This is a genomic window from Saccharibacter sp. EH611 (assembly GCF_009834765.1).
GTDB lineage: Bacteria > Pseudomonadota > Alphaproteobacteria > Acetobacterales > Acetobacteraceae > Saccharibacter.
On sequence record NZ_WVHP01000025.1, the window covers coordinates 161,044 to 185,018 of the forward strand.

At 52.5% G+C, this 23,975-nt stretch carries 21 protein-coding genes; 8 read left to right on the forward strand and 13 right to left on the reverse strand.

Annotated features, from left to right (window positions below; translation table 11 throughout):
- The first annotated feature begins 7 nt into the window (after nt 1–7).
- Nucleotides 8–1,291 carry a cystathionine gamma-synthase family protein gene (locus GS535_RS10365; protein ID WP_160792732.1) on the forward strand — a complete coding sequence of 428 codons (1,284 nt, stop codon included), beginning with the start codon at nt 8–10 and terminating at the stop codon, nt 1,289–1,291.
- An 84-nt stretch (nt 1,292–1,375) separates the two neighbouring features.
- Here the strand turns inward: GS535_RS10365 and GS535_RS10370 are convergent, their stop codons facing one another.
- The 3 genes from GS535_RS10370 to GS535_RS10380 are packed head-to-tail and all read right to left on the reverse strand — an operon-like array spanning nt 1,376 to nt 3,862.
- On the reverse strand, nt 1,376–2,026 hold the full coding sequence (locus GS535_RS10370; protein ID WP_160792731.1) for a methionine ABC transporter permease: 651 nt from the start codon (nt 2,024–2,026) through the stop codon (nt 1,376–1,378).
- Nucleotides 2,007–3,050 carry a methionine ABC transporter ATP-binding protein gene (locus GS535_RS10375; RefSeq protein ID WP_160792730.1) on the reverse strand — a complete coding sequence of 348 codons (1,044 nt, stop codon included), beginning with the start codon at nt 3,048–3,050 and terminating at the stop codon, nt 2,007–2,009. Before GS535_RS10375 ends, GS535_RS10370 begins: the two co-directional genes overlap by 20 nt.
- On the reverse strand, nt 3,041–3,862 hold the full coding sequence (locus GS535_RS10380; RefSeq protein WP_202401663.1) for a MetQ/NlpA family ABC transporter substrate-binding protein: 822 nt from the start codon (nt 3,860–3,862) through the stop codon (nt 3,041–3,043). The genes GS535_RS10375 and GS535_RS10380 overlap by 10 nt, the downstream gene beginning before the upstream one ends.
- On the opposite strand from GS535_RS10380, the gene GS535_RS11225 reads away from it, so the two are divergent.
- The 4 genes from GS535_RS11225 (at nt 3,861) to GS535_RS10395 (ending at nt 7,889) form a co-directional block, all read left to right on the forward strand.
- A complete protein-coding gene (locus tag GS535_RS11225; protein ID WP_255428609.1) occupies nt 3,861–3,983 on the forward strand; it encodes a hypothetical protein in 123 nt (40 codons plus the stop codon). The genes GS535_RS10380 and GS535_RS11225 overlap by 2 nt on opposite strands.
- Nucleotides 3,984–4,452: 469 nt before the next feature.
- Nucleotides 4,453–5,265, forward strand: coding sequence for a hypothetical protein (locus tag GS535_RS10385; protein WP_160792729.1), 813 nt, complete (start codon nt 4,453–4,455; stop codon nt 5,263–5,265).
- 330 nt (nt 5,266–5,595) lie between these two features.
- Entirely contained in the window at nt 5,596–6,495 is a 900-nt protein-coding gene (gene tauD, locus GS535_RS10390) for a taurine dioxygenase (RefSeq protein WP_160792892.1), read from the forward strand.
- 11 nt (nt 6,496–6,506) lie between these two features.
- Complete coding sequence (locus GS535_RS10395; RefSeq protein ID WP_237442279.1) at nt 6,507–7,889, forward strand: amino acid permease; 1,383 nt, start codon at nt 6,507–6,509, stop codon at nt 7,887–7,889.
- A gap of 12 nt (nt 7,890–7,901) precedes the next feature.
- Here GS535_RS10395 and GS535_RS10400 read toward each other — a convergent pair whose 3' ends face one another.
- The 6 genes from GS535_RS10400 to cydD form a co-directional block, all read right to left on the reverse strand.
- Nucleotides 7,902–8,813: a DMT family transporter gene (locus tag GS535_RS10400; protein WP_160792728.1), complete on the reverse strand. Its 912-nt coding sequence runs from the start codon at nt 8,811–8,813 to the stop codon at nt 7,902–7,904.
- Between the two features lie 556 nt (nt 8,814–9,369).
- Nucleotides 9,370–9,588: a hypothetical protein gene (locus GS535_RS10405; RefSeq protein WP_160792727.1), complete on the reverse strand. Its 219-nt coding sequence runs from the start codon at nt 9,586–9,588 to the stop codon at nt 9,370–9,372.
- Nucleotides 9,589–9,598: 10 nt separating this feature from the next.
- Nucleotides 9,599–10,738 carry a cytochrome d ubiquinol oxidase subunit II gene (cydB, locus tag GS535_RS10410; protein WP_160792726.1) on the reverse strand — a complete coding sequence of 380 codons (1,140 nt, stop codon included), beginning with the start codon at nt 10,736–10,738 and terminating at the stop codon, nt 9,599–9,601.
- The gene (locus tag GS535_RS10415) at nt 10,738–12,336 is read right to left on the reverse strand and encodes a cytochrome ubiquinol oxidase subunit I (RefSeq protein ID WP_160792725.1); all 1,599 of its coding nucleotides are present in this window, start codon (nt 12,334–12,336) and stop codon (nt 10,738–10,740) included. The genes cydB and GS535_RS10415 overlap by 1 nt, the downstream gene beginning before the upstream one ends.
- 153 nt (nt 12,337–12,489) lie before the next feature.
- Nucleotides 12,490–14,187, reverse strand: a complete 1,698-nt coding sequence (gene cydC / locus GS535_RS10420) for a thiol reductant ABC exporter subunit CydC (RefSeq protein WP_160792724.1) — start codon at nt 14,185–14,187, stop codon at nt 12,490–12,492.
- Nucleotides 14,184–15,860 carry a thiol reductant ABC exporter subunit CydD gene (gene cydD, locus GS535_RS10425; protein ID WP_160792723.1) on the reverse strand — a complete coding sequence of 559 codons (1,677 nt, stop codon included), beginning with the start codon at nt 15,858–15,860 and terminating at the stop codon, nt 14,184–14,186. The genes cydC and cydD overlap by 4 nt, the downstream gene beginning before the upstream one ends.
- Before the next feature lie 299 nt (nt 15,861–16,159).
- Here cydD and GS535_RS10430 point away from each other — a divergent pair, with 299 nt between their 5' ends.
- Together GS535_RS10430 and GS535_RS10435 are read left to right on the forward strand one after the other, a co-directional pair.
- Entirely contained in the window at nt 16,160–16,837 is a 678-nt protein-coding gene (locus tag GS535_RS10430) for a peroxiredoxin (protein WP_160792722.1), read from the forward strand.
- Nucleotides 16,834–17,256: a metalloregulator ArsR/SmtB family transcription factor gene (locus GS535_RS10435; protein ID WP_160792721.1), complete on the forward strand. Its 423-nt coding sequence runs from the start codon at nt 16,834–16,836 to the stop codon at nt 17,254–17,256. Before GS535_RS10430 ends, GS535_RS10435 begins: the two co-directional genes overlap by 4 nt.
- A gap of 96 nt (nt 17,257–17,352) precedes the next feature.
- Here the strand turns inward: GS535_RS10435 and GS535_RS10440 are convergent, their stop codons facing one another.
- On the reverse strand, nt 17,353–19,773 hold the full coding sequence (locus GS535_RS10440) for a mechanosensitive ion channel family protein (RefSeq protein WP_160792720.1): 2,421 nt from the start codon (nt 19,771–19,773) through the stop codon (nt 17,353–17,355).
- A 253-nt stretch (nt 19,774–20,026) separates the two neighbouring features.
- On the opposite strand from GS535_RS10440, the gene GS535_RS10445 reads away from it, so the two are divergent.
- A complete protein-coding gene (locus GS535_RS10445) occupies nt 20,027–20,197 on the forward strand; it encodes a YqaE/Pmp3 family membrane protein (protein ID WP_160792719.1) in 171 nt (56 codons plus the stop codon).
- Between the two features lie 109 nt (nt 20,198–20,306).
- Here GS535_RS10445 and GS535_RS10450 read toward each other — a convergent pair whose 3' ends face one another.
- The 3 genes from GS535_RS10450 to GS535_RS10460 form a co-directional block, all read right to left on the reverse strand.
- Complete coding sequence (locus GS535_RS10450) at nt 20,307–22,766, reverse strand: mechanosensitive ion channel family protein (protein ID WP_160792718.1); 2,460 nt, start codon at nt 22,764–22,766, stop codon at nt 20,307–20,309.
- A gap of 350 nt (nt 22,767–23,116) precedes the next feature.
- Nucleotides 23,117–23,230, reverse strand: a complete 114-nt coding sequence (locus GS535_RS11185; RefSeq protein ID WP_237442280.1) for a ribbon-helix-helix domain-containing protein — start codon at nt 23,228–23,230, stop codon at nt 23,117–23,119.
- A gap of 96 nt (nt 23,231–23,326) precedes the next feature.
- Nucleotides 23,327–23,908 carry a DJ-1/PfpI family protein gene (locus tag GS535_RS10460; RefSeq protein ID WP_160792717.1) on the reverse strand — a complete coding sequence of 194 codons (582 nt, stop codon included), beginning with the start codon at nt 23,906–23,908 and terminating at the stop codon, nt 23,327–23,329.
- Between the last annotated feature and the right edge of the window lie 67 nt (nt 23,909–23,975).

Sequence of the window (23,975 nt, forward strand, 5' to 3'; positions counted from 1 at the left end):
AAGTGACATGGCCGAATCCAATCATAATAAACTTTTCATCGGTGAGCATCGCCTTCATCCTGATACACAGATGCTTAATTATGGGTATGACCCTGTTTTATCAGAAGGGGCTGTGAAGGCACCGGTCTTTTTGACCTCAACCTTCGTTTTCCCGACCGCTGAAGAAGGGCGCGACTTCTTTGATTACGTGTCCGGTCGTAAGCAACCGCCTGAGGGTAAGGGCGCGGGGTTGGTCTATTCGCGCTTTAACCATCCCAATAGCGAGATTGTGGAAGATCGTTTAGCGATCTACGAAGGTACGGAGAATGCGGCGGTGTTCTCGTCCGGCATGTCCGCCATTACGACAACCTTGCTGGCGTATGCGCGTCCGGGTGATGTCATTTTGCACTCCCAGCCGCTTTATGGTGGGACGGAAACGCTGCTGAGCAAAACGATGGCCTCCCTCGGGATTAAAGCCGTGGGTTTCGGCAATGGCGTGGATGAAGCCTCGGTAACAGAAGCCGCCGAAAAAGCCATGGCTGAAGGGCGTGTAGCGATTATCCTTGCGGAAACGCCGGCTAACCCAACGAATGGCTTGGTCGATATTGCCCTCATGCGTCGTGTGGCAGAGAAGATTGAGGATAAGCAGGGCTATCGTCCGCTTGTGGCGTGCGATAATACGCTGCTCGGCCCGGTCTATCAGCATCCATTGGAACATGGGGCGGATCTGTCGCTCTATTCCCTCACGAAATATGTGGGCGGTCATTCCGACCTTGTGGCTGGCGCTGTGATGGGCTCAAAAGCGATGATGACGCCGATCCGTCAGCTTCGTGGTGCGATCGGCACGCAGTTGGATGCTCATAGCTGCTGGATGCTGGGACGTTCGCTTGAAACGCTGGGAATGCGCATGGAGCGTGCGGCGATCAATGCGGAGAAAGCGGCGGCCTTCCTAGAGCGTCATCCCAAGGTGACAAAGGTCTATTACCCACCTTTCTATGACAAGAACTCCCCACAAGGGCATGTGTACCAGAAGCAATGCAGCGGGGCTGGCTCAACCTTTTCCTTCGACATTGTCGGTGGGCAGGACGCAGCCTTTAAGTTCTTAAACGCCTTGCAGATCATGAAGCTGGCCGTCAGCCTTGGCGGGACGGAATCACTGGCGAGCCATCCGGCAACCATGACCCATTCTGGCGTGCCGGTAGAGGTGCGTAACCGTATTGGCGTAACAGACGCAACCGTACGTCTGTCTATGGGTGTTGAAAATGGTGACGATCTTCTCGTTGATCTTGAGCAGGCACTTGAGAAAGCGTAAAGGCGCCTTTTTGAGCGCTTAAAGAAAAGGGGGCGTCCCGGATACGCCCCCTTTTTTATCGCGTCATGGTTGTTCGTGGCGGTGTTAGTGACGCAGCCAGCGCGTCAGGCTGTTGCCCACCATTTGAATGATGAACACCATGATGATGAGGACGATGACCACATCCATCATGACGGTCGTGTTAAAGCGCTGATAGCCGTAGCGGATGGCAAGATCCCCCAAGCCACCAGCCCCAATGGCCCCGGCCATAGCGGAGGCACTGACCATGGTGATGAGGGTTACCGTCAAGCTCCCGATGAGGCTGGGAAGGGCTTCGGGAATGAGCACCGAGCGGATAATGGTCAGACGTGTGCCGCCCATGGCTTTTACCGCATCAATAAGCCCCATATCGACTTCCCGTAAGGACACTTCGGCAAGCCGAGCGAAATAGGGGATCCCAGCAATCGACAGCGGCACAATGGCGGCTTCTGTGCCTAAAGACGTGCCCGCGATAAAGCGTGTAACGGGGATCAGCACCACAAGCAGGATGATGAAGGGGACGGCGCGCAATGCATCAACGATGATGCCGACAAGACGGCCAATGATCGGTAAACGATAGAGCCCATTGGGCCCGGTTACGATCATGAACACCGCTAAAGGCAGCCCCACCAGCACCGAAATCGCTGTAGAAGCAAAGACCATCTCCAGTGTTTGGAGGGTGGCGTGGAGGATGACATTAAGGATGATGGGGGACATATCCCAGAACCTCCATGCTTTTAACGAGCTCTTTCACGAATTCAACGGCTTCATCGCGGCGTTCCCCGCGGAGGCTGACAATCATATCCCCAACGGGTTGGCCGCTAATGGTCGTCACCCCGCCTTGCAGCAGAGCGGCATCAAGGGTGAAGCGTTGGGCTAAGGCCCCAAAGAAGGGGGGCATCACGCCTTCACCGCTATGGACAACGCGCATGATAATCGCAGCCCCGGGGGAGTCGGTTTCGCACATCTGCTGTGCAATATCATTGGGCAGTTTGGGGCGAATATCGGCCAGTAAGGGTTGGAGGGTCTTTTTCTGCCCACCATCACTGAGGAAGTCGATTAACGTGCCATCTTCAATCAGCTTCCCATGATCTAAGGCCAGAATGCGGCGGGCAAAGCGACGCACAACATCCATCTCATGGGTGATGATAATGATGGTCAGGCCAAGCTTACGGTTAATGTCGGTCAGCAGATTAAGAATGGAGGTGGTGGATTCCGGGTCTAGCGCCGAGGTCGCTTCATCACACAGAAGCAAGGCCGGGTTTGCGGCAAGCGCGCGGGCAATCCCCACACGTTGCTTTTGCCCGCCGGAGAGCTGGGAAGGGTACTTCTCTCCAAAACCCGCTAATCCAACGAGTTCAAGCAGTTCGTTGACACGCTCCTGCTGCTCCCGACGTGGGCGGCCTGCAATTTGGAGCGGCAGGGCGATGTTGCTGGCCACAGTGCGGGAGGTCAGCAAGTTAAAATGCTGAAAGACCAGACCAATATGACGGCGTATCTCAATCAGCCGGTTTTCAGGCTGTTTGGTTAGGTCGATCCCATCCAGCAGGATCTGCCCCTCTTCAGGCGTCTCAAGCGCACAGAGGAAGCGCAGCAGTGTTGATTTCCCAGCACCCGAGCGGCCAATCACACCAACAACCTCGCCTTTTTCGATGGAAAAAGAGATGTTCTTCAGCGCGGTTTGGCCGCCGAAACGATGGGTGACGTGACGGCTTTCAAGAATGGGGGCTTTCATGACCATGCAGGCGAGACCGTACCATGAAAGAGGTCGTCAATAGATTGGCGCACATTAGGCTGATGGAAAGCCTCCACCAATGGCTTTACCCAAGCGGCGTTGGCATCTTGCGTGTTCACTGCGATAAAGTTGACGTATGGGTTATTGGCGAGCCCCTCAACACCGATCCGGTCTTTAACGAGGTCAATCCCGGCTTTACGGGCCCAATCGGTATTAACGATGGCGGCATCAAGGTCTGACAAAGAACGCCCGACCATACCCGCGTCTAGCTCTTGGACGGTGATGTTGCGTGGGTTGTCGGTGATGTCCAACGCGGTGGGGAACAGCCCTGCATCGGCAGAGACCTTAATCAGCCCCAAAGTTTGGAGCATCCGCAACGCGCGGCCCTCATTGCTGGGGTCGTTGGGCACCCCAATCGTGGCTCCTTTAGGGAGGTCTGCGATGGCATGCCATTTATGGGAGTAAAGCCCAATCGGCTGGAAATAGGTGTTCCCAACCGGGGTGATCTCATAACCATGCGCTTTGATCTGCGCGTCCATAAAGGGACGGTGCTGAAACGCGTTGGCATCCAGCTCATGCTCGGTCAGAGCCTCATTTGGGGCGTTATAGTCAGAGAACGGAATGACCTTGAGCGTCAGCCCAGACTTGGCTGCATTTTGTGCAACGACGCGCCAAATATCTTCGTCCTCGCCCGACATAATCCCGATTTTGAGCACACGGGCGGGGGCTGCATAAGCGGAGGACAGCAAAGCAGAGCCTGCTAAGCCGGCTGAAAAGTTCAGAAACCGGCGGCGATTAAAAGAAGGAGACCGGGTCATGAGCATGTACCATTCAACGGTTGAGTGTCGTTTTACACTATATTCAACATTTATCCATCGTGCCATAGGAAAAGAAGCAGCGCTTCGTTATGGCCACCATCGCCGCTCAGCCATCGCCTGATGAGACAGCGGGGAGATGGTGGTAGCGGGGAATAAGCCATCAGACAAGCTTTTTTCGTTTTTATCAATATAAGGATGTGGTTATATAATTGGAGGAAATGGTTCTGCGTATCGACGTAGGTTCCAAAGGCTTTGGCCGTCAGGGCGGCTGTAGGAAAGTTGAGTGCGCTTATTATCGTCGGGATTGGACGTGATTTCGTGTCGTCTTCCAGAAGATCCACAGACCTTTCAGCCAAAGAGAATGAAAGAACGCGAGCTTACCTATGAAATGCTGAGCTTCGTTAGCTGCCCAACATGATCGTAAAAGGGCGAGGAAATATTATGAGGTCATTGGCATATCGGATGCTATAAGAGGCGCTAATGCGTGATTATATTTGAATGAGGAGTGGGTTGAAAGCATCATGCAGACCATATGTTCCATCCACAACACGGTATTATCCTGCGTTTCACCCTCTTCTTATTCTTCTTTCGTGACAGGGCTTAAGGATTTTGCGCCTTTAGGGGCTTCTCTTTTCAGCATTCTCATTGCTGGTGCAGCGTTATGGGTGGCGCGATCACAGAAAAAGATCAACGCAAATGCGTATAAGCTTAATCTCTTTAAAGAGCGTTTTGCGGCTTATAAGAAGTTCCAAGAGATTTATGAGAATAAACCTCATAAAAATGATATGCTTCAGAAAATAAGGGAAGAGGATTATCCAAATAAGAATTATATATCAACATTGAAGGAGGTATACTTTCTCTTTGGCAAGAGAGAAGAAGTTAAAGAATTATTAGATATTGTAGATATAAATGTTCATGAGAATATTGACGTTTATGGTTCTAAATATTCATTTATATCATCTATAAAAAACAGAATGAATGATATAAAAAAACGAATAAAGGAAAATGAATTTTCAACAGAGGAATTTATACAATTTGTATATTCTGTAGAACTTGCATTGGAAATGGGTATAAAGGGATTCCCTGGAGGAAACTGGAAGGAATTACTATTTAATTATATAAGTAAATATAAGAGTTTTTCTCCTAAAAATGGTTTTGATGTTGATAAAGAAATCATGAATGAGGATGTTTTTTCATCATTATGTCATACATATCTTAGCGTAGTATCTGAAAACATAAATCGATTAAGTCATTTATATAATAAGGAAGATAGCGATAAAATATTTAGTTGTATTAATGTGATGATGAATGAAAGTTATTATCTTGATAGAATCAATTCTATAATAGAAGAAAATTTATTAATCCCATATGATCCAATGGCATCAGAGAAAATTAAAAGATGAATTCATGTTCGTTATACTAATTTTCATTTACTCACAACGAGAAGAATAGAGACAAAGAAGCATACTCCGCAGTTCATTAGGAGGATGATTTTATGTTCGTTTATGGATGCTGTATTTTTTGGGTAAAGGCACGTTAGAAACACTTTCCGATCCCATTATATGCTTCATTAACACGCTGAATAATAAGGACGTTATCGAAACACACATCCACAAACAACAAAAGTAAATAGTATTATATGCTATTTTCACTTTGAAAAATAGTGTGAAATATATTTACCATGAAAGAGTCGTTTTATGGGGCTCTTCCCCATCATTATGGAGGCCACGATTATGGCTGTTGTTCCTTCTGTTCTCAATCGTTTTCCTGCTGTGGCCCCGGCGGCTAATGCACTTCAGGTGACGCGGCTATCTCCCGCTATTGGTGCGGTGGTGGAAGGGATTGACCTTTCCAAGCCCCTAACACCAGCCTTGCGTGATGAGATCAATGCGTTGCTGCTTACTCATCAGGTGCTGTTCTTCCGTCGTCAGAAGGTTTCTCCTGTGCAGCAGCGTGATTTTGCGCGCAATTTTGGCAACTTGCACCGTCATCCCATTTTCCCTGTCGTGAAGGATGTGCCTGAAGCGATTGTGCTGGATACGGCGTTGAATGATCTACGTGATAATGCGCTGTGGCACACAGATGTGACATTTGAAGAAAAGCCCCCAAAAGCGGCGGTTTTAGCGGCACGCCTTCTGCCCGAAACCGGGGGGGGTGACACGATCTGGGCGAGTGGGACAGCAGCGTATGAGGGGCTATCCGAAGGGATGCGTCAGCGTGTGGAGCACCTGACCGCTAAACATGATTTTACACGCTCTTTCCCCGTGTCACGTTTTGGAAACACGCCTGAAGCCCTCGCAAAATGGACGGAAACGCGTAATGCGCATCCACCTGTGACACATCCTGTGGTGCGGGTGCATCCTGAAACGGGCGAAAAAGGGCTTTTTGTAGCGGAAGGCTTCACCACTGAAATTAATGATGTGGATTTTGCTGAAAGTCAGGCTCTTTTGAGCTATTTATTCCATCATGCCACGAAGCCGGAATATTCGGTACGGTGGCGTTGGGAAGAGGGTGATATTGCCTTTTGGGATAATCGTATTACGCAGCATTATGCGGTTGATGATTATCGCCCAGCACGACGGATTATGAACAGGGTCACGATCTTGGGTGATCGCCCCGTTGGTCCGTCATAAGAGAAAGAGGAATGAAGTCGATGGCGGTGGCCCCGCAGCCTAATGGTCATGTGTTACGTGGTGAAAGTCGCCCCAGAGCGAACACGTTGAGATCTTTTCATGTCGCGATGATTTCCATTGGGGGAATTATCGGGGCAGGGCTGTTTGTGGGCACATCGGCAACGATTGCGGCTTCTGGGCCTGCTGTGCTGCTATCCTACCTTGGTGCCGGGGCCGTTGTTTGGCTGGTGATGCGCCTTCTGGGCGGTTTGGCGATTGATGCCCAAGGGCGTGGCTCTTTTATCAGCCATATTGCCCAGCATGTGGGGCCGCGTGCGGCTTTTATGAGTGGCTGGAGCTATGCGTTCCTTTGGGCTGTCACAGCCGGTGCGCAGGCTGTAGCGGGGGGGATGATCCTTCAAGACTTGGCCGCTGTACCTGCTTTTGCGGGGGCGCTGGCTTTTATTGCGATCGCTTGGGCGATCAATCGTTTATCTCTCCGTCATTATGGGCAAGCAGAAGCGGGTCTTTCTATATTAAAGCTGCTCTTTTTGGGTGTGTTTATTCTTATTGGGCTGGGATGGCTGGCATGGTCAGGGCATCCGTTTAGCCGAGCTGTGCAAACGATGACGAGCCATGGTGGGTTTTTCTCATGTGGTGTGTGGGCTGTGATTGGGGCTGTCCCCATGATTGTGCAGACATTCAGTGGCTGTGAAATTGCGGTGATGGCGGCTGCTGATAGTGACCGCCCTGTGGAGAATATTACCCGCACTGTGCGTCGTTTGCCGCTGCAAGTTCTGTTCTTCTATGCCGGGTCTGTTCTGGTGATTGTGTCACTGGTGCCGTGGGATGCGGTTCGGGTTGGGCATTCGCCATTCTTAACGGTGTTGCACATGCTGCATGTGCCGTTTGCGCAAAAAGCCGCTATTGCCGTAACGTTAATTGCTGTGCTTTCGTGCCTTAATTCCGCTGTTTATGTCGTGTCTCGCACGATGCGCGAGCTAGGCAGCCTTAACCTTGCACCGCTTTTCCTCACTCAGGAAACAGCACGCCATGTGCCTGTATGGGCGCTACGGCTTACCACGGCATTAGAGCTGATTATTGTGCTCTTTGCCGTCGGGTCACCAGAGACGGTGTACCCTATTTTGCTTGGGGCATCGGGCGGGTTAATTCTCTTTATGTATATGATGGCCGCCATTGCTTATTGGCGGAACCCCAGATTACGTCAAAAGCGCCTGAATCGTTGGATCGCAGGAACGGTGATTGGTCTTATCCCTGTTTTGACGGTATTATTGCTCTTTTTGCCGGGGTCACGGATTGATACGTTGTTGTCACTGGGCACGATCGCCTTGCTGGCTCTTGGCGTGAGCATATCTCTCCATGTGAGGCAACGCCGTGCCCAGCTTGGTTCGTAAGAGGGCGGCAGGTTAAGTGTTATTGCCTTTTTTGGGAGAGGTGACACAGATAAGGCTGAGCATAATCAGCCCAATACCGCTCCATCCAACCCAGGGAAGGCGTTCGCCCAGTATGAAAACGGCCAAAAGAGCAGCGACTGTGGGTTCAAGAAGTGTAATGGTTGTTGCGGTGCTTGCAGGAACATGGCGCAGCCCATAGCCAAAGCACATAAAGCCGATGAGCATCGGAACAACCGCTAAATACGCTGCGGCGGCGATATAATGCCAAGAGAGCAGAAAAGCGCCCCCAGTGCTGAAGAGCACCGGCATAAGGAGCAGCCCGCCCACACCAAAGATACTGCCCATAGCCGCCCTTGATGGAACCTGGCGTTGAATAAGCCGGTGGGCGGCCCAAGAGTAGAAGGCGTAGGTAAAGCCCATGATAAGGGCGAGAATGATTCCCGTGATCGGTGCGGGGGCGGCGTGGTGAGAGAGGCTGGCCGCGCGTTCTGCGAAGCAGAGCAGAGCAATGCCTGTAATCCCTAAAGCCGCACTTAAATACCAACGAGGGCCGAGCGTGACACGATCCATCACGGTATCAATGATAGCAGAGAATAAAGGGGCTGAGCCGAGACTGACGACCGTGCTGACAGCAACGCCGGACATATGCATGGAGGTGTAGAATGCGAGGGGGTCAATCGCGACAGCAAGCCCGCCAAGCAGGACATAAAGCCCGTATTTCTTTAAAAGTGCGCGTGCGTGGTACAGGCTTGGTAAAGCGCTGAGTGCTTGGAGAAGCCCACCGCAGCCCATCGCTGCTGCCCCCATTGTGAGAGGGCGCACGGGGGGCGCCATGCTGGCTGCAATGCCGATACTTCCCCAGAGAATGGCTGTGACAGTAATACTGAACAGTCCAAGCCGGTATTGCCGAGGGGAAGAAGCCATGCGCACCATCCTGATGAAAGGGGATAAAAGGGAGTGTGGCTTCCTAACAGATTCTAGATGTGTTTTTCTAGGATATTCTCGTTTTGAAATAGAAATATATAATGTTTATGACAATGATTGGTCGGTAAGCTGTGTGCTTTAAAAGAGAGCCAGTAGAATTTTAACGGAAAATACGGCGAAGGTAGCGCCAACGAGAATGATCGGGATGAGAAAGCGGAGAAACATCTTGAGTGCTTCTTTGGTGTCGTCATCCATGACGTGATCGTCCCTCTATGCTCTGATGGTATGAGAGTACACAAAAAGCCGCCCCGATGGAAAGGGCGGCTTTTTTCGTTCCTCCTCAGGAGTGGCGTCTATAGGCTGGGGCATGACAGGGTGGCACTGCCGTGGCTGTTACATATCTTCAGCACTATCGAGCGCTCCATAGAGCAGGATGATAAAGGAAGGCGTTTATTGAGCCATCACGGTTCGAGCCGTTTCATAATCACAACGGCAGCGAGGTAAACAGCAAGATAAACAAAGGGAATGAAGAAGATAATGCCTTCTAAGTCACCCATCATGGCTGTGTCTCCTTATTTTTGTCGTGTTCCTCACTGTTTTGGGCTTCAAAAAGAACGGCCCCTGTCGCGGAGATGAGCACGATCATCACCGTGCCGACAACCCAGGCGAAATACCATGGGCCTTGGTCGCCAACGAAGACAGCAAAAAGCAGGGCGATGACGAGCGCAGCTCCAAGACCTGCGAGTTTCAGCAATGCTGGAAAGCGAGCAAACATAAGCCCCTCCTTAATAGCTATCGTGACTATTGATGACGTCATGCACACTCACGCGGCCTCGCATGACATGGTAACACCAGGACGTGTACGAGAGGATGATGGGGATAAAGATGCTGCTGACAACCAGCATGGCGGTAAGGCCATAGGCGCTGCCTGTGGCATTCCATGTGCTGAGGCTTTGGTCCGGTGCGGTGGATGATGGCATGAGGAAGGGGAACATGGCGGCACCGATGGTCCCGATCGTGCCAATCCAAGAGCCCGCACCCAGCCACCAAGCAAGCCCGACATGGTCACGGCGGAGACAGAAAGAACTCGCCACCATGCAGACGGTTCCGATAATGGGGATGAGCCAGAGCAACGGGTGGGCCGTGAAATGCGTCAGCCATGCGCCTTTTACCATCGCGACATGTTGGCCATGTAGTGGGTTGGCGGGCATGTTCGGGTCTACCGGAGCCGTCAACATAAAGCCTTTCATGCTGTGCATCCAGACGCCACCAATCACAAAGAGGATCGCAGCGACAAGCCCACCGAGTGAGCTATACTGTTTCGCACGTGAGTAGATGGGTTCTTCTGCACGCAGCATCAGCATTGCGCCACCTTGTTGCACACTCAGTGCTACGCTCATGAGACCGCAGAGGATGGCAAAGGGGTTGAGCAGATAGGACCAGAAGCTCTCATCTTGGATATATTGCCCGGTCCACAGAAAGTGATAGCCCACCCCTTGGAGGACATTCCCGAAGGCCGCACCAAAGACGAACATCGGCACAAACCCTGAGATGAGGAAGGCCACATCCCAGCCTGCACGCCAATGCTTATTTTCCACTTTAGAGCGATACTCAAAGGCGACAGGGCGTAAGATCATGCTAAAGAGCAGCAGGATCATCACCACGTAAAAGATGGAAAAAGACGTGCCATAGAGGGAGGGGAAGGCGGCGAAGATAGCCCCGCCTCCCAACACGAACCACACTTGGTTTCCGTCCCAATGCGGGCCGATAATGTTAAGCATGGTGCGGCGCTCAGGGTCTGTGCGTCCCACAAAGCGCAGGAGCGTGCCCACGCCCATATCCATCCCGACCATCAGCCCAAGCGCTGACAGGAGGAAGCCTAATATTCCCGTCCAGAGAAGTTTAAGAATAACGTAAGCAGTCATCAGAAATGCCCTCCTTGTGCGTTATGAAGGCCTGAAAGCGTGGTGTCGTGGGATGTATGGTCCTGCGGGCCACGGCGTGCGTAGCGGAACATGAGGTAAAACTCGGCGACAATGAGCGCGCTGTACAGGAGGATGAAGCCAATGAGTGAGAAGGTCATATAGCCCACTGTATGGCTGGAAGAGGACAAGAAGGTCGGCAGACGATTGAACACGGTCCAAGGCTGACGCCCTGCCTCTGCGGTGATCCATCCAAATTCTGTCGCCATGACAGGCAGCGGAATAGCCCATACGGCGATATGGAGCAGCCAACGGTTGCTCTCAAGCTGATTACGCAGGCTGAAGAAGGTGGAGAACGCAAAGAAGATGAAGAAGAATCCGCCTAAAGCCACCATGATGCGAAACGCCCAGAAGGTCGCGAACACATTAGGAAGAATATCAGGCTGCGTTTGGTGCACGACCCGCTCAAGATCCGCTTCAGTGATGGCGCTGGTATCTTGGTTGGGACTATGACGCATGGCGAGAAAGCCAAAGCCCATATCGTCTTCATGCGCACGGAACGTGGCGAGGTCTGCGCTGGAATGGGTGTCACCATAGTGTTTAAGCGCATTGATCGCGACAATACCGGAGCGAATGCGTGGTGCCGCTTGGTCTTCAAGCTCATGCATACCGGTGATCGGCTGAGTAAAGCTATGGGTAATGAGTGGGGTCAGCACAAACGGAATGCCGATCTCAAAATGATTTTCCTGCTTGGCATCATCAGGCAATGCAAAAGCAGCCCATGGTGCATAAGGAGGGTTTGATGTGTGCCATAGCCCTTCGATCGCGGCGATCTTGGTTGGTTGCTTGGCGTAGTCCATCCGGCCCAGCACGTCTCCTAAGGTGATGACGGCGACTGAGGAAATGAGCCCAAACAATGTAGCGATACGGAAGGAGCGCAGCGCAAGCTCACGATGGCGTCCACGCAGGAGATAAAAGGCGCTGATCCCCATAATGAGCATCGCAGCGCAGACATAACCGGCTACAGAGGTGTGTACAAACTTCGCTTGTGCGTCTTCACTAAAGACGAGCTCGACAAAGCTTTGGAACTGCATCCGCATGGTGTCGGGGTCAAAATGCGTACCGGCGGGAACATTCATCCCTGCATTAGCGATCAAGATCCAGAGCGCAGAGAGGTTAGACCCTACGGCAACAAGAAAGGTAATCGCCAAATGGGCGGGGCGGCTGAGGCGGTCCCATCCAAAGACCATGAGGCCGATGAAGGTTGATTCCATAAAGAACGCCATCAGCCCTTCAATGGCGAGCGGTGTGCCGAACATATCGCCAAAGAAGTGGGAATACATCGACCAGTTGGTGCCGAACTCAAATTCCATCGTCAGCCCGGTGGCGACCCCGAGGGCGAAGTTGATGGCAAAGAGATGACCCCAAAACTTGGCCATATCGCGGTAAATACGACGACCGGTGATGACGTAAACCGTCTCGATCGCGGCAACAAGGAAGGTTAGCCCCAAAGTGAGGGGGACGAACATAAAATGGTAGAGTGCTGTCATCGCAAATTGGAAGCGAGACAGGTCAACAACATGGGGATTGATAAGATCCACTGCAAACTCCTGTTTCTCGAAGGGGCATGGACAGAGCACGCTAGGGCAAAGGGCGGAGATGCTCCCCGGATGGGCCGTCGTCGAAAGAGAGAGCGGCAGGGCCCAGCCAGAAAGCATCACCTTCTGTCAGGTTGGGTGTGTGTGGGGCTTAACTCATCGCTCACCCCCTTCCTCGGCGATGAGACAGCCATTATGCAGCCTGAACACGCGGTTCATAAAAGGGAGGGGCTCTGGCCTATGGGTAATGCACAGTACACCTGCTTGGGGTAACGCGGCTAGTACATTGTCTATCATGCGTGTGCCCATAGAGGGAGGGAGGCTCTCAGTCGGTTCATCCAGCACGAGGAAGGATGGGCGACGTAGAATGATCTGTGCGAGGGCGAGGCGACGCATTTGCCCGCCGGAAAGCCGTGTGCCGTGCTCTCCACAGAGTGTGTCCAACCCTTGCGGCATGGCGTTGACCTCTTCATGGAGGTCAACAATGTGCAGGGCTGCGATCATCTGTGCTTCGGTTGCCTGTGGATCCGCCATCAGCAGATTGCGCCTCACGCTGCCTTGGAAGAGATGAGGCGTTTGACTGAGCATCCCAATCTCGTGAGAAAGCTGCTCGGTGGTAAAATGATTGAGCGGTTTATCTCCGAGTGTGACACTGCCATGATCGGGGTCGATCAGCCGCATGATGAGGCGAGCGAGAGTTGATTTCCCAGCGCCAGAAGGGCCGGTGATGGCACAGCGTTCCCCCGGTGCGAGGCTGAATGTGACATCGTTCAGCACCCTGTGCCCATCGAGAGAGAGCTGGACATGACGGAGGGCTAAGGGCGCGTGCTGGGGGAGGGCTACTGGTGTGGATGGCTCTGGCGTTGCGATGGGAAGGTCGCAGAGCGCACCGGCCCGTTGAGCGGCTTGCACAAAGCGTTCATAGGCCAAGCGTGCGTCCATTAAAGGGGCGACCATCTCAAATGCTGCGAGCACACCCATCGCCAGCATGGGGAGTTGCGCCGTTGTGAGATGCCCAGCTTGGAGGGCCTTAGACGCACAGAACAGCACGCTTAAAACGCATAGCATGGTGAGGATGGGCAGCAATTGCCGCACGATGTGGGCGCGCCATGCTTGCCCCATGATCAGGCGGTTGAGCGTTGTTTGGCGCTGGTGCAGGCGGTCTATGCAGCGCTGGGCTGCACCATTGGCCATAATATCGGCCATGCCTTGTAAGGTCTCCAGCATATCCGCGTGCAGACGGGCTGTATGGTCGCGTTGTTGTTGAGACAGCGGGTCTGTCAGAACGCCGATCAGCCACGGGAGGGCGAGCCCCCCAATGCTCATCCCAAGAGCGAGCGCAAGGCCGCTGGCTGGGTTGAAAGCACTGGTCACACCCACAGCGACGAGAGCGCCGACAAAGGCGGTGCCAACAGGCAGGCCGACATCAAGGGGGAACTGCCCAAGCTGCTCGGTATCATGAACGAAGCGGGATAGGACATCACCGCTGCGCGCCTGTGTTGCCAGACTTTCTGAGCGTGGGGCGAGGGTTTTAAAGCTCCAGACACGTAGCTTTCCCGTCACACGGAGGGCGGCATCATGAGTGATGAGCCGCTCCCCATAGCGTGCCACGATGCGCACGGTTGCAAAGAAGCGCACACCAGCGGCGGGCAGCGTGATGTTGAACATATTTTGTGCTACGATCCCGCCTATTCCCGCGGCTGCCGCGCCGGCTAAGAGCCAGCCGGAGAGAAAAAGCAGCCCAAAGCTCGCCAAAGACGCCAAGCATGAAAGAACACACCCAGCGAACAAGACACCGCGTGCTTGGCGGAGGAAAGGACGGATGGAAAAAGCGGACGGTGACGGTTGGGTCATGAGACCGCTCCTGTTTGTGTCCATGAACCATTACTCAGCGTCAGGGTTTGTTGAGCGTAACGGGTGAGGTCGGAGCGATGGGCAATGACGATGCAGACCCGCCCGCTGCTGGCCTGAGCGATGGCGTCCGCCACATGAGCGGCATTGGCAGCGTCGAGATCAGCCGTAGGTTCATCAAAGAGCAGAAGCTGAGGGGCACGAAGCAGGGCGCGAGCCAGAGCCAGCCGGCGGATCTGCCCTGCTGAAAGCGGCGCGCCGCGTTCCCCTAAAGAGGTTTGGAGGCCTTCAGGAAGGGTCGCGATAATGTCACTCATGCCGGCCTGTTGCACGACATCCTGAAGAGCGTCTTCGGTAGCATGAGGAGCGGCGAGGCGTAGATTATCAGCGATGGTGCCGGCGAGCAGGAAGGGGCTTTGCGGTACCCAGCCAATCGTGAGGGATTCCAGAGGGCAGTGTGTGCCGTCTGCACGCTGTGCGTTGGCTTGGCCGGAACGGAGCGGCATCATCCCTAATAGAACACGCAGGAGTGTCGTTTTGCCGCTGCCGCTGGGCCCGGTAATGACGGTAAGCTGATTGCGGTTAAAGTGAGCCGAGAGGCTGTGAAGCACGTCGGGCTCATCGCCATATCCTGCGCATAGCTTGTCAAGCTGCACGCTCTGAAGAGGGGCGGATGTGGAAGACGGACAGTCGGCCTGACATAACGGAGGAAGGGTGAAGAGCTCTGCGATCGGGGTAAAGGCACTTTGGGCATTTTGACGGTCATGGTAGCTGGCAGAAAAACTGCGTAGCGGCATGAAAAACTCAGGTGCGAGCAGCAGCACAAAGAACGCCTCTTGGAAGGCCACTGTTCCGTTCAGCAGACGGGCCCCAAATAGCACAGCGACCAACGCGATCGACAGGCTGGAGAAGAACTCCAGCACGGCAGAGGTGAGAAATGCGACCCGCATAACTGCCATCGTGCTGCGGCGATGCGCGCGGGTCTGATGAGCGAGGATGGTTAAGCCATCGCGCGTGCGTCCAAACAGACGCAGCGTGGTCAGCCCTTGGAGTGTATCAAGAAAAGAAGCGCCGAGAAGGAGAAGCTCTGTCCATTTGCGATCCATCAAGCTTTGGGCACTATACCCCACAAGGGCCATAAAAAGGGGAATAAGCGGCCCTGTTATGGCAAGGATCAACAGGCTCCACCCGTCAAGCTTGGCCACCATTGCTAAGATAAGCAAAGGGGTGACGAGCATGGCCGCTGCTCGGGTCATGTAGCGGGATATATAGGAGTGGAGGGCCTCAATTCCTTCAGAGAGGAGGGTGGCTATGCGGCCGCTATCCTGGCCAGCAAGCCCCACCGGCCCCACACGAAAAAGATGCTCCATGGCTTCCATGCGTAAGGAGGAGGTGACGGTCTGACCGGCATAATCACCCAGCATATCGCCACTGCCCTGACAGAGAGCGCGGAGTACGACACAGCCTATGAGAAGCCCTGCATAAAGGAGCTCGTTGAGTGCGTGATGATGACGAAAGGCGAGGTCGGTGATGATTTGTGCAAGAATTCCCATCTGCGCAATGAGAAAAACGGCGCCCCCACCACCGAGTATGACAGACCCCGCAAGTGGCACAGCGGCAAGGCGCGTCAGACGGGATAATGTCTGCGGCGCTCTGGCGTGAAGGCGGGCTGTCATGAATGGCCTCCGAAGGTGAAATAAGTTCAGCAACGATGTTTGGCTGAACGGGGCGATTGACTTAACAAAATCACTTTATCGCCATAATCAAGCCTAAATAGCTTAATTTTCTGCGGGGAAATGAATTTTTTTGACATAAATCAAATTAAAAAATGGCAGAAAACTGCTCCCTAAAAAGGGTATTTAAAGATAAAGCAAAAATATAAAAAAAGGTAATTAATGAAAAAACTTAATTCACATTTTGAGATTCGCGTGAGAGAATGAGGCTCCTTCTTCAGACGATGAAAGAGCGATAAGCGATGAGTGAGGCAGGGGATAACCCGGTAATACCGCCGTTGCGTATTGGTGAGAAAGCACCGGATTTTCGGGCACGAACGACGCAAGGAATGGTGACCTTAGGAGGGTTACGAGGGCGTTGGGTGATCCTCATGGCACATCCTGCGTCTTTTACTCCTGTTTGTACGAGTGAATTTATCGCGATGGCGCACCATGAACCAGCCTTCCGCCGGCGTAATTGCGTCGTTCTGGGGTTGTCAGTCGATAGTTTAGCGTCTCATTTAGCGTGGGTTGACCTCATTAAAGAGCGCTTTGATGTAGAAATTCCGTTCCCGATTATTGAAGATCCTTCTTTAGAGCTTTCACGGATTTACGGCATGTTGGATCCTTCCGCTCAAGATAGTGCGACAGCACGTGCTGTGCGGGTGATCGACCCAGAAGGAGTCTTACAAGCAAGCCTGACATACCCAGCAACGGTAGGGCGTTCCATTGCGGAGATGCTGCGTTTGTTAGAGGCCCTGCAGGAGGTGGAGCGTTCTCACGTCGTAACCCCAGAAGGATGGCACCCTGGCCAACCAACACTTGCGCCACCAGCCCAGACGCAGCAGGCGATGCGTAGGCGGGGGAGGAGTTGGTTTCTTCACCCCAAAGGAAAGGAGTGTGCCGACCAATCATCCCAAGGAGATGATGAGGAGGGATGATGGCAGAGACAAAGCAAGAGCTGTTATGCCATAAAGTGCCAGTGACGGAGGAGCAGTGTCGCTCCTTAGCAGACGAGATGCGTGTGCTGGCTCAACCGCAACGGTTGATGATTCTCCTTCTATTACGCCAACAACGTTGCATGGTCGCGGATATTGAGCGTTTAACAGGGATCACCCAACCGATGTTGAGCCAGTATTTAGGGCAGCTGAGACGGGCTGAGCTTGTCGTTTCTGAGCGTGTTGGGAGAAAGATTTTCTACAGGCTCGCCCAAACGATCACGGCACAAAAGGCTCAGGATTTATTGGCTATTTTGGTGCCAGAAACATCATTAGACAGTGCTTCAGATGAGGAAAAAAGCGCCTCTTCTGAAGAGTGGCCCTCCTATGGTCACGGAGCCATGTTTGCTCAGTTATTATAAACGGTCACTGTGCTGAGACTGCGCTATGGCAGCCCTCTCATAAAAACGCCCCACCGGGTCAGCATGACCAGATGGGGCGTGTGTTATAGAGCCGTTTTAGCTCTGCGATGATTGTTGGGAAGATGGCTCAATGCGAGGTTGCACGCCGTCTTGAACGGTGTGGAACGGCGCATTGGGTGGTGTCGTAATGTAAGACGTGCTCGTATAGAAGTTAATCCCTTCTGACGCAAAACGATTACTGATACGACGGTTAAACTCGCGCTTTACTTTCCATTTCATCATCGGTTGCGTGAGAATACTACCGACAAGTATGGCACCAGAGCCTCCGCTATCATCCACGCCAAGATCCGTATAATCGGAGAGGATCATAGGGCCAAAGGTATCGTCTTGGCGCATCTCTGTCACCACATCAGACATAAGAGCGACGACACGGGCGAAGTCCTCTGACAAAGCCAGCTGTTGCTTGATGACGATTTTATTATAGCCACGCGCTGTATTGGTGATGGAGTTGACCGAGGAGAAGGGAATAATGTGGAGATCCCCATTCGAATCACGAATGCGGACGGTGCGGATGGAGAGATTTTCCACCGTGCCAGAAACCCCACTTGTTGTGACCCAATCTCCTACTTGAATGGCATCTTCAACTAGCATGAAGAACCCTGTGATAAAGTCTTTCACCAAGCTTTGAGAGCCAAAAGCAATCGCTGCCCCCATAATACCGGCACCGGTCAGTAATGGAGTGACGTTGATCCCCATTTGCGACAAGGTCGTGACGGTGACGATGATAATAATCAGCGCCAGCATGACGGTGCGGATAATGGGGAGGACGGTTTTAAGACGCGTCGCACGGGACAGCATGCCATTTTGTTCAAAATGAGCAAGCTGTTGGAGGAGGAAGAGGTTGATTCCCTCCCAAATCAATACCGCGCTGATAGCGGCGGTCAGGAGGATTAAGAGGGTAACAAAAATATGGTTCCCCAGTGGATTATGGAGGAAGAACCCATAGCTTGGCAGACCCCAAATATTGGCGATTGTAACAGCTGTAATAGCGATGAGTATTGCCGTGAGTAAACGGCGTGTCATCGGGTAATAGCGATCAGCACGTTTTTGGAGGTCAGGAAAGCGTTGAACGAGGGAGGGTTTGAGGCGGAAAAGGGTATTTTGAGCGCCATAAACCATAATCGCAACAATGCGGAAGAGCACGAGTGTAGCGATTGTGGCTAATGTGGCACGAATGATCCAATGATAACCGCCCGGCAGTTGTGCAGCCCAAACCGTCCAGAGTGACACATCAAGTAACAGAGCTGGAATCCACCATAAACGGGCGATAGCCCCCAGGACACTCCAAAAAGAGACCGTGTGAGCAGTGGTGCGGTTTGGTGTTAAAAAGCGGCTCACAATATGGCGTACGCGCCAGATAAAGACCGCAATTAAGAGATGCTCAATAAAGACAATAATACGGATTAATGCATCAGCCCCACGTGGAAGGATGATAAACCGGTTATCGCCCAAGCAGGTAAGCACGACGATGAGCGCGAGAGGGATAATGAGATATTTCCACCAGCGTGTGAGCAAACGTGCCGTTGTGTCCATGACGGGTAGGAGACGAATGGTGGATGCGTGCGGGGCGAGGATGGTTTCCCCGCAAAGATAGAGGCAGCGTGTAACGGCATAAATATTGACGATGTTCATAAAGACATCGCCACCGGTCTGATCCCACGGAATGAGCAAAAAGGCGCCGAGGCTCAGCAGGTAAAAAACAGCGATAGGGGCTATTTTGAGACCAAAGAAGCCACAAGCATAAGGAATGCGTGCGAGAAAGCGCACTGTTTCTGCTTGGCGTCTTTGGTCGGCTGCCCGAAGTTCTTCTGTTTTTTCGTTATCCTCACCGGTTGTAGAACCAGAGAGGTCGGGGGAGGTATCCGAGCGTTTGAGGGTATCGCGTCGGAACGCTTGGCTTGTCAGATAATGCACAGGCCGGCGCAGAAGAACGCTCGCGCCATATTCCAAGGCCAGACCAATAATGAAAATCAGGGCTGTTTTTGTTAAGGTGCTGATAATAGCAGCGCGTGCGCTTGGAGAGCTCAGTTGTTTATGGGCTTCAATCCCGACATAGCGCACATCATTAAATAAGCTGAAAAAATGACCAATATCGCGCCAGACTTGGTTGCGCAGACTGTTAAAGCCGGAGTGCAGGTCTGGTAAAAGACTTTTATCCAGTGTGGGGGTAGATGAAGGGGATGAGGCCGACGTGGAGGCTGGCGGTGCTGCGCGCGCCATGAGCGACAGCGTACGGGCAAACTGATCGCGCTCTTGTGGGTTATTGAGCACAGAGAGTAGGCGTTGTGCTTCATCGCGGCTCAGAGGTGTGTTGAGCGTAGGTTGTGCTGCGGCAGGGGTGGGGCTGGCAGCTTGGGCGGCGCTTAAACCTATAGCCGTCAGAGCAGAGACTAACGCGATGAGCATAAGCCTGTATATGTGGCGCATAAAAGCAGGTTTCTGGATTGGAAAAACCATAAGAGGGATCATTCTCCACGCAAAGGACGTGTTTTTTAGAGGGTGTGTTGAGCCTATCCACGCGCCTGTGGTCAAAATAAAAAGGCTCGTGACACGATACTTACAGTATGGAATGATCACATCATACCGGCAAGATGGAAACTCTCTATTAAAGGACGGTTGTTTATAGTACGGCCGTAAGAGGCCATGAGCGTGTCCAGAGTATGGAGCGTCATGGATATTACTGTCATACGCTCATTAAGGAGGGCAGAGTATGCTCCGTGTTCTGATCGCATTTTTCATTCCGTGGTTGAGCTTCTTTACAATCGGTCGTCCAATTGCGGGGGTTATCTGCCTGCTGCTTCAGGTGACTATTCTTGGTTGGGTTCCAGCCACGATTTGGGCGCTTCTAGCCTTGCGTTCTTATGATGAAGAACATGGCTAATTCTTTTTGAGGGTTTGTTGAACCGTCGCATCAAAAACCCCTGCCTTTCTGAGTGAAGGCAGGGGTTTTTTTATGCGAGAAGAGGGAGCCGGCAGCTCCCCTTCCGTCTTTAGGAGGCGTTGGTGCCCCCTTGGGTGGGAGCGTGAGGCCGTGATGGCACAGCGTGTGGTGTGCCAGTCTCGGGGACATCTTGAAGATTGATCGTCCGTGTTGGGAAGGGGATGGTGATCCCACGTTCCTCGAAGGTTTTTTTCACCCGACGATAGAATTCCCACTCAACCGGCCAACGGCCTGATGTGGTTGTGGGGAAGGTTCCTCGCACTGTTACAGAGAAATCATTGAGCGCTGAAACACCCCAGAGCTGGAAGTCGTCAATGATGTCTGACGCAAATTTCGGATCTTTACGCATGTCTTGCGCAATATCGAGCAGTGCTTGAACGGCAACGTCCGTATCCACATCGTAACCGACTTCCACAATGATCATAGCGCGGGAGAAGTCACGGTTATAATTGGTGACCTGACCTAAGGAGCTGAAGGAGAAAATGTTCATCGACCCATCATTAGCGCGGATATGCACCGAGCGGAGCGACAGCTTCTCAATCACACCATAGGTGCCGTTGAGGGTGACAGAATCACCAACCGTGAGGGCATTTTCCATGAGTAAGAAAATACCGCTGATGAAATCTTGCACCAGTTTTTGAGAACCAAAACCCAAAGCCACACCAAAAATAGAGGCACTCGCCAGAAGTGGGCCAGTATTGATCCCCAGCTGAGAGAGAACCGTTAGACCAATGACGATGACCAGAACAACGAGCAGAAGAATACGGAACATCGGCTGCAAGGTGCGCAGGCGTGCCATACGGTTTTGCTGCTCAACGCTGTCTTTTTGGCCCAGACGACGGATCTGGTTTTCAATCGCGACATTGACCACTTCCCACGCCACAACACCAACGACCAAGGCGATGATGATGGTAATAATGGAGGAGAAGAGTTGCCCACCGAGTGTATGTTCTCCAAAGACGGAATAGATCGGTGCTCCCCATGCCACAGCAAGGGAAAGAGCTGTTAGCACTGCGATCACGACCGCTAAAAGGCGCTGGGCAACGGGGTAATAGCGCAAGATACGGTTTTGCGTCTCATGTGTGAGGGTAGAATCAGTAAGGGCATGGACAATACGGCTCAGCCCACCATAGGCCAGAATGCTGAGAACGCGCATCAGCACCAGTGCAACGCATGTACGAACGAAGATACGCAAGATGACATCATAGCCACCCTGAATATTAGCTGCCCACACAAGCCATAGTGCAACGTCAAAGAAGAGCGCCACAACCCACCAGCAGCGGGCAATCACACGCATGAGAGGGGCTAGGCGTGGGCTGCGCGTTGCGACACGGTCGCACACATGATTGATCATCCCACGGGCCCGCAAGATCATGATGGCAACCATGGCATGCACAACGAGGACGAGAAGCTTTTCTAAGCTCAGTGAGACATCCGGGGGGAGTGTGCAATGGTGCAACACGATCAGTGCCGTATAGCCCCAAGCGAGCACCGTAGCGAGGTGCAGGAAGGAATAGTAAAGGAACTTCGCCACATTGTCTTGCAAGACCGTTAGGCGCAGCCAAGGCTGTTTAGGTGCAAGCAAAGCCCGGATCAGGATCGTCCAAAGCCCCAGACCGATGCCTGATATCCACGCAATGCTCCAAACAGATTGTAACGTTGCATCGGTGGGGGCTGGGTCTAAGCTTTGAATAAGCAAAGCTGTGAGGGGGAACATGAGGACGACCAGCCCATCCAGCACAGCATTACCGAATGTATAGGGAAAGCGATGGAGGGAGATGAGCAGACGAGACAATGCTCCTTGGCGACGGAGTTGATCTTCAAAGTCGGGTTGAGCCGCGTCTGTGCTCGTCTTTTGATCATCAGCAGAATCATCTTCTGCTTTTTCGGCTTTCGCATTAGCTGCGCTGGCCGCTCTGAGCTTATCGGCTTCACGATGGAACTGGAGCCGATCATGATCTTTCGCCAATTCATCAAGCTTATTGCGCGGTAGTTTGAGGAGCAGCCTCATCACTTGGATGAGCACAAAGCTGCCGACAATCATCAGTGCGACACGGAGGAGGACGCAGGAGATTTGGCTTTGCGTGCTCTTGTCCTGCCAGACATGCTGCACCCAGGGGATGATTTCACGGAAATTGAGCGCGTTTTGATGCAACACACGCAGCTGTATCATCGTGCGACTGCCAAACGAGGACAGATTCGTCAGTACTTGGTCAGGAAGTGACGTTTTCTGTGCTGTCGATGTTTGTGCAGCTGTTAAGTTGCTTAACGTCGTGACAAACTGCTTACGTTTGGCATCATCATTGAGCACACTGATCAACTGTTTCGCCTGAGCGGCATCAATATGCGGCCCCGCTGGAGCAGGCGTTGTGGTGGCCTGTGCCAAAGTCGGCGCTAAGCTTATAAGAAGCAAAGGCACGACAAAAAGACGCAGGAGCGGGCGGAAATGGCCCCAGAAAAACTGGGAAGGCGGGCTATGGCGCCCAGAGCTAAAGGCCCTGTCTGGCATGAGCGACTTCTCCAAAGATGTGATGATGGCGAGGGAGGACAGGTTGATGTTCCCGCCACAAGGCCTAAGACCTTTGTAAAAATGAACCATCATTTTTAAAGCGATCTTATTAAAATATAGGATACAGAAAAAAAATCAAAATAACCTTATATTCCTGTGTAAAAAGAGCGGAGTTATTGCCTTATCTTCATATGGGAAGGGCGCTTGATTAGGAGGAGAAACCCTCTTGCTGCGTTAAGAGCGGTCGTTGGATTTTCTAGAAGGGTTTTCACTCAGGTAGCGTAGGCAAGAAACGCGTAAGAAAGACGCTGTATTGGCAATAGAGCCATAACGCTCAATGGCTTCATCAATCAGTCGCGTAATGGCTTGGTTAGGGTGAGGCCGCTATCACGAGCGATCGTTTGGAGAATATCCCAAAAAATATCCTCTACCCTTAAAGCTGTGGCGAACCCGTGGAGGCGCAAAGAGCGCGTGCGAGAGTGATAGAGTGCTGGGTCAGCATGGCTATAGAGATCACACAGACACGCGCTCTTTACGCGATGTGAGAAAAGTTGATGGGTTTAACGGGTAATTTTGGTTCCCAAAACTTCTAGGAATTGCGCCATCCAAGCGGGATGGGCAGGCCATGCTGGAGCGGTGACGAGCGTTCCATCGGTGATGGCACCTGTCATCGGAAGAGTGTGGTATGAGGCGCCTGCGAGGATTATATCAGCTTGGCAAGCGGGGTAAGCGCTTACTTTTTTGCCAGAAATCACGCCAGCTGCTGCCAGCAAGACCGGCCCGTGACAGATTGACGCGATCGGTTTGTTCGCCCGCGAGAAGGCTTGAACGAGCTCTAGAACAGAGGCATGAGTGGCGAGATGCTCAGGAGCGCGACCACCAGGGATAACAAGCGCATCATACTCTTCTTCAGAAACGTCATCATAGCTGGTGTTTAGTGTGAAGTTATGGCCGCGTTTTTCGGTATAGGTTTGGAAGCCTTCAAAATCATGAATAGCCGTCGCGACGTGATCGCCTGTCTTCTTCCCCGGAGAGGCAACATCAACGTGATGGCCAACCATGTCTAACATCTGGAAGGGCACCATAACTTCATAGTCTTCGACAAAATCGCCAACGATAAAAAGAATTCTCTTCTGTGCCATGATAATATCCTCTCTACTGTATCGCTCCCCCATGACGCGGCAGAGGGGGCGCTGAATGGTTTCATAT